The organism is Odoribacter sp. N15.MGS-14 (assembly GCF_000980245.1).
GTDB lineage: Bacteria > Bacteroidota > Bacteroidia > Bacteroidales > Marinifilaceae > Odoribacter > Odoribacter splanchnicus.
Genome location: NZ_LARE01000100.1, coordinates 1 through 6,591, shown reverse-complemented (window position 1 = coordinate 6,591; position 6,591 = coordinate 1). Strand labels below are relative to the sequence as shown.

6 protein-coding genes are annotated in these 6,591 nt (G+C 44.6%); 5 read left to right on the top strand and 1 reads right to left on the bottom strand.

Features of this window, described 5'->3' with window-relative positions; genetic code table 11:
• On the bottom strand, positions 1–846 hold an 846-nt coding region (locus WS34_RS13755), incomplete at its 3' end, for a tetratricopeptide repeat protein (RefSeq protein WP_502685468.1).
• 635 nt (positions 847–1,481) lie between these two features.
• Between WS34_RS13755 and WS34_RS13745 the strand changes: the two genes are divergently transcribed.
• The 5 genes from WS34_RS13745 to WS34_RS13725 all read left to right on the top strand — a co-directional run.
• Positions 1,482–2,714 (top strand): BamA/TamA family outer membrane protein, encoded by a 1,233-nt coding sequence (locus WS34_RS13745; protein ID WP_013611631.1) that lies wholly within the window; start codon positions 1,482–1,484, stop codon positions 2,712–2,714.
• A gap of 15 nt (positions 2,715–2,729) precedes the next feature.
• On the top strand, positions 2,730–4,061 hold the full coding sequence (locus tag WS34_RS13740; protein WP_046405502.1) for an MATE family efflux transporter: 1,332 nt from the start codon (positions 2,730–2,732) through the stop codon (positions 4,059–4,061).
• 120 nt (positions 4,062–4,181) lie between these two features.
• Positions 4,182–4,712: an RNA polymerase sigma-70 factor gene (locus WS34_RS13735; RefSeq protein WP_162613220.1), complete on the top strand. Its 531-nt coding sequence runs from the start codon at positions 4,182–4,184 to the stop codon at positions 4,710–4,712.
• Positions 4,713–4,824: 112 nt separating this feature from the next.
• Entirely contained in the window at positions 4,825–5,991 is a 1,167-nt protein-coding gene (locus WS34_RS15770; RefSeq protein WP_286693802.1) for a FecR family protein, read from the top strand.
• An 83-nt stretch (positions 5,992–6,074) separates the two neighbouring features.
• On the top strand, positions 6,075–6,591 hold a 517-nt coding region (locus WS34_RS13725), incomplete at its 3' end, for an STN and carboxypeptidase regulatory-like domain-containing protein (RefSeq protein WP_046405498.1).

Below are 6,591 nucleotides of genomic sequence, written 5' to 3'. Positions count from 1 at the left end.
TTCTTCCTTTTTTAACAAGGACATTTTATAATAAACCTCCTGTTTTTCTTTCAAAGAAAGTCTTTCAACATCTTTCAGAAAAATATGCTCCGCCTCCTTCAAACAATGCTTTTTCAAATATATATTCCCTTTAAGTATATTGCATGTCATCTCAAAATCATACGGATGCCCGCCTTGTAAAGCTATATCCGTATAATATAAAGCTGAATCAAGTTTATTCATGGCCAGATAAACCCTGGCCAGATCCTTGTTATATTCAGCCCCGGCCACAGTTTTTCCTTGAGGAAGCAACTCAAGTGCCTGGCGTAACCGGTTCTCCGCCCCCACATAATTTTTTTCAAAAATACAAAGTTCGGCAAGTTCATGCATGGCCTCTGCCATCAGTGAGGAATCATTCAACTCTCCGGCAATGTTAAGAGCCCGTTTCAAACATTCCTCCTCCATACCATGCATCATTTTGAAACGATAAATATACGCCTCACCAACCTTAATAGCAAACAGCATCCGAATGTTTTGCCCCACAAATTTTTCAGCCTGATTATAAGAAGCATTGGCCCGAAGGAAAGCGTACCTATCAGCATATAAACGTCCTAAAAAATAATATAATTGGCATAAACGGGAAGAATCCCTTCGGTTTGCAAAATAAGACAGGACCCCATCGGATTCATCCAACAGCAATTCGGGAGAATGGGGAACAAGCACCTTGGCTTTGGCCAACAAAAAGTAATGAAATGCCCTGTCGGATTCTCTCAGAGAGGTCGTATCCATCTCAAGAATTTGCCTCAGGAACTTTTCGGGCATTGCCTCCAAAGAATCTTCCAACATCAGTAGTGACGGACTATACATGCTATTGTCCCGGCGGTCACATGAGTATAAACATATAACCAATATTATCGAAACGAAACTTGTTCTTAACCACATCTCTTTTATCAATAGACCCTTTTAATTTTCCGACACTATAGTTCTCCAAGAAAACCGACTTGATTATAATGTCCGGCCAAGTGATTTCCCCTACAGAACAGTGGCCAAAAAATGTTCTAAAATTACATTCAACATCATACAAAACCATGAATAATATATATACGTAAATATCCAAGTCCATACAAAAAATCATTCATGCCTTGTTTTTTGTTGCAAATAAAATAGGATTTATACAGAAAAACAACTTTTATCATGTACATAAATGTATATACAAACTTCTGAATAACAATGATTTTTAATATTTACGAGATGTACAGAAGGATATGCAAGGGATTATTGTTCCGCACCGGATACATATTTCAGAGCATCCGAACAACCCGGAACGGCAGAGCTTGTGGAATATGAGCCGAAAGATTACACCGACCCGATGGCTGCTACGACAAAACCGGCTTATGTATATTTGCCATACGGATATGACGGCACTGAAAAAATATAAATTAACACATATAATTCCGATTGGCACAAATTTTGAAGTAAATTTGGCACATTTAAGAACAACTATGAAACTATTACTTCTTGTCCTGCTACTGTTGGTAGCGATCCCTGCATTTACACAGCAAGATTCTGTAAAAATCACGACACCGGGAGATACCGTCGTTGTGACCGAGACCTGGACCGTACGCCAACTGAAACAATTTGCCCGCCAGCAAAGGCGCGATTCGATCCGTGCCCATAAAAAAGTATGGCTTTCCATTCTTGGAGGTCCTTCCTATAACCCCGAAGCTTCGCTGGGAGTCGGTGGCGCCATGTTGATGACTTTCCGGATGAACCCCGACGATACCATCAGCCAACGGTCTTTTATCCCGGTAGGCTTCAATATCTCTATCAACGGGACTTTCGTCGCAGCAGGAGCCGGTACGTTGTTTTTCAATGAAAATAAATTCCGTATTTACATCAAATACGGTTATCGTACCGAACCGGCCAATTTTTATGGCGTCGGCTATGATGAAATCAAAAAAGCCGAGGAACTAAAGGACCGTTACGATAAGGATTCGGTGACCTTTCATAAAGCCAGCGTGCAGTTCTTTCCCCGTTTTGTGTGGGAAGTGAAACCGAATATATACGTAGGTACACTTCTGGATTTCAACTATAATTATACGAAATCCTTGGCCGACTGGATGAAAACCAATCCGGCCATCCTGAAATATGGTAACCGTTATCACAATATCGGAATAGGTGCTTTGTTCCAGTACGATACCCGGGATGATGTCGCTACCCCTTTCGAGGGCGTATTCCTAAGCGCAATGGGAACCCTGTACGGGAAATATCTGGGCGGAAATTACAATTATGAAATGCTGGAACTGGAATACCGCCAATTCCGTCAGGTCTTCAAACGCCGGAGCACGCTGGCCTGGACAGCCAAAACCCAGATCGGTATGGATAACGTCCCTTACAGCGAACTGCCGAATTTCGGTAATCCCTTCGATCTGCGCGGTTACGCCTGGGGTAAATACCGAGATAAATCGATGGCTTACGGCATTATCGAATACCGGCACATGTTTATGTCGCAGGAAGCTTATGCCCGGGGCGCCTTTTGGTCGAAGTTCGGAGGGGTTGCCTGGATCGGTACGGGTACGATCGGAAAAACCCCGGCCGACTGGGATAAATGGAAACTCAACTATGGTATCGGACTTCGTATTCAGTTACAACCCCGCAAAAATTTCCGTCTGGATATCGGCAAAGAACCCGGACAGAAATGGGGTATTTATATGAATATGACCGAAGCTTTCTAATCGTTCCCACAGCACATGAGAAGCTCTGTAAAAAATAAAATCATCTGGACGATAGCCCTTCCGATTATCTTCGGAAATCTGGCACAAACCCTGATCGCCTTAACCGATACGGCTTTTCTGGGACGGGTCAGTGCTGTCGCTTTGGGAGCTTCGATGATGGCAGGTATTTATTATTATATTTATTCGACTTTAGCCTGGGGATTCGCCATCGGTATACAGATCATCGTTGCCCGCCGCCTGGGTGAAGGGCGTCTGGACCGGATCGGGGTGATTTTCGAGCACGGGTTGTTTTTCGTGCTTTTTCTGTCTACAGGTCTGTTTCTGATACAACATTATTTCACCAACGATATTCTGGCCCGGATCATCCAGTCGCCTAATATCTACGCCGCTGCAGTAGAATATATGGATTACCGGCATTACGGTATTATTTTTGTATGTTTTAATTTTTTGTTCCGTTCTTTATATATCGGGCTGTCCGATACCAAAGTCATCAGTTTCACGACAGCCATCATGGCTATGGTGAATATATTCCTCGATTATGTCCTGATATTCGGTAAATGGGGTTTCCCCGAAATGGGTGTCGGTGGTGCAGCACTCGCTTCTGTATGTGCCGAAATATCCGCTACATTTTTCTTTATCGGGTATACGCTCGTCAAGCTTCCGCTAAAAACTTATTCCTTATTCTATTTTCATAAACTGGAAGGCTGGCTGATGAAATCGGTTCTGAAACTGGCTTTTCCCACCATGGTCCAAAAGTTACTTTCTTTCGGGACATGGTTTATTTTCTTCGCTCTGGTCGAACATATGGGCGAGACACCGATTGCGGTGTCCGGTATTGTGAGAAGTGTTTATATGCTCGTTATGATCCCCGTATTTGCTTTCGGTGCAACGGCCAATACGCTCACCAGCCGCCTGATCGGCGAAGGGAAACAAAACGAAGTGATGCCGACTGTCTTCAAAACGATCGGACAAGGGCTGATCGCCATTCTGCCGGTACTCTTATGCTGTTTGTTTATCCCTCATACGGTGCTGTCTATCTACACCGACGATTTGGTCTTAGCCGATGCCTCTATTCCTTCTTTGCTGGTTATCTGCTGTGCTTCGATCGCTATGAGCTTCGGAATTCCACTGTTCGAAGCCGTATCGGGTACAGGTAATACGACCAATGCGTTGATACTGGAATCTGTCGTACTGATCGCCTACACCTTTTCTGTCTGGTTTTTCGCTTCCTACATATCCACCCGCGTAGAATGGGTATGGACCAGTGAATTTACTTATGGAGCCCTCATCGGTCTGGTGTCCTGGCTTTTCATGAGATTCGCTTCCTGGCAGCGTAAGAAAATCTGAACATGTAGAAATTTAGTATTTTTGATACGGGATTCAGCCGGTGGCTTTTGCGAATCAAGCGGAATACTTTATCTTTGCATAAAAGTCGCGCAACAGATAACTAACGACGAAAGCATGAGTATGGAAAAGACATATGCCTATGAAGTAGAAAAAATCTTTACTTCCTGGTATAGTTCGCTGTGTTATTTTGCCTTTCGGTATGTACAGGACGATGAAACGGCCCGGGACATCGTTCAGGAGGTTTTTGTCCGCTTAATGGAAAAGCGACAGGCATTCCAAAGTGAGCAACATCTGAAAAACTTTTTATATCTGACCATAAAAAACGATTGTCTGAACCATTTACGCAACCGTCTTTCGCGGGAACACTACCTGAGTTATCTGAAACATGAAGGAGAACAGGACGAATTCGAATGCCGGATGATCGAAACGGAAATTTTCAGCCGGCTGAGAAAAGCAATAGAAAAATTACCCCGGGAATGCCGTAAAGTATTCGAGTTGTGCTATTTCGAGGGGATGAATAACGAGAAAGCGGCCCAAACCCTGCGAATCAGTATTGAAACGGTAAAAGCCCAAAAGAAACGGGGCAAACAGATACTGCGAAAAAATCTGCAAGAGTTGTACCCGCTGTTCGCCTTATTATTCGGTCTGTGATTTCGGTTACTTTTTCCTTAATTAATCCGAAGTCCCCGGTAAAATAAAAAAAATTCATTTTCATTTACCCCTTTTTGCATATCATCGTGTAATAATACAAAATGGTTGCAAAATGGGAGTAAAAAACGACACTACTATTATCCGGCTTATTCTGGGTCATTGGGCTGGGAAACTATCCGAACCGGAGAAAAAAGAACTGGACAACTGGCTGGCACAATCTGAAAAACACCGGGTTTATTTCCAAAAATGGTGTAACGATGAACGGCAGGATGAATTGTTGTCCAAAATCGGATGCTACGACCCCGGGGAAGGGTGGCAACAGGTGGTCCGTAAAAGAAACATGCGGCGCAACCGCCGGTGGTGGCTGGTAGCAGCAGCTTCTGTCGCTATTCTTTTCGGGGGACTGGCAGTCTACCGGTATAACAAGATTCCTGTTTCTCTCCCCTTAGCCAGCGAGGAGACCTCTATATATCCCGGAAAACGCATGGCCCGGCTGATTACCCCTTCAGGCGAAGCAGTATTATTGGATACACTACGGCAAACGGAAATACAGCAAATGAAGTTGCATAACGATCAGGGACGGGTGGTCATTCAAGCCGCTTGCGGAGATGCAAACGGAGACCAGCCTGTTTACCACTGTCTGGAAGTACCCCGGGGTGGAGAATTCAGTTTTCTGTTGCCCGACAGCACGACCGTATTCCTGAATGCCGAGAGCCGTCTGCGCTTCCCTGACCGATTCGTTCCGGGGAGTGAAAGAATCGTATATCTCAGTGGTGAAGCTTATTTCGACGTGAAGCGTGATCCCCGTTCTCCCTTTCTGGTTTGCCTGGAACACTCGGTGGTAAAAGTGACAGGTACTTCCTTCAATGTCAAGGCGTACCCCGACGACACGAACGAAGCGACCACCTTGATCAGCGGAACCGTATCGATGGGGATCGGCACTACGGAACAATGGATCGTCCTGAAACCGGGCGAACAGGGGTATTACGACGCTACCCGGAAAACACTGTCGCAGCAGACCGTGGACGTGAATTATTATATAGCCTGGAAAGACGGTGTGTTTGCCTTTTACCGGCAACCCCTGGAAGAGGTCATGAAAACACTGGGACGCTGGTATCTGTTCGACACCCATTATCAGAACGAAGCATTGAAATCTATTCTTTACACGGGGAAAATCAATCGTCATGCTTCCATTCGGGAGGTCTTGCACACCTTCGAGCTGATGGACGAACTTACATTCGACATAAAAGGAAAGGAGGTTATTGTCAGGAGAAAATAAAAAAAGCAACCGCTTCTTCTTGCACAAGAACCGGTTGCAAACTTGTATAAACAATTTACAAATCGTTTTAACACAACAAATTTATGAAAAAAAACAATCGGTTGTTGCCGGATTGGAAAGATTCCGGTGGCTTGCAACAAGTAAGCAGAATGATGAAATGTGTGCTATTCTTTATGCTGACACTCGTATGTGGTGTCGAGGGAAAAGTGTATTCCCAACAGTATACACTGGACCTACATCTGAAACAAACTTCTCTGGAAGAAGTTTTCAACCGGATAGAGGCCCAGACCGGACTGAAATTTTTGTACAATACCCTGCTCATCGACTCAAAAGGGAAAGTGGATGTCGAAGCCCGGCAGGAAGACATCCGCAAAGTGCTGGCTGAATTATTGAATCCCCTGGGTCTCACCTATATATTGAACAGTAATCATATTGTGGTCAAGCAAGCAGATGCTGCCGCCCCACAAGAGAAAACGGTGATCAAAGGGAAAGTGAAGGACAACAAAGGTAATCCCCTACCCGGAGTGACGATACGGATCAAAGGGACCAATATCGGCGTCGTATCGGACAATGACGGCCACTACGAATTGACTTTACCCG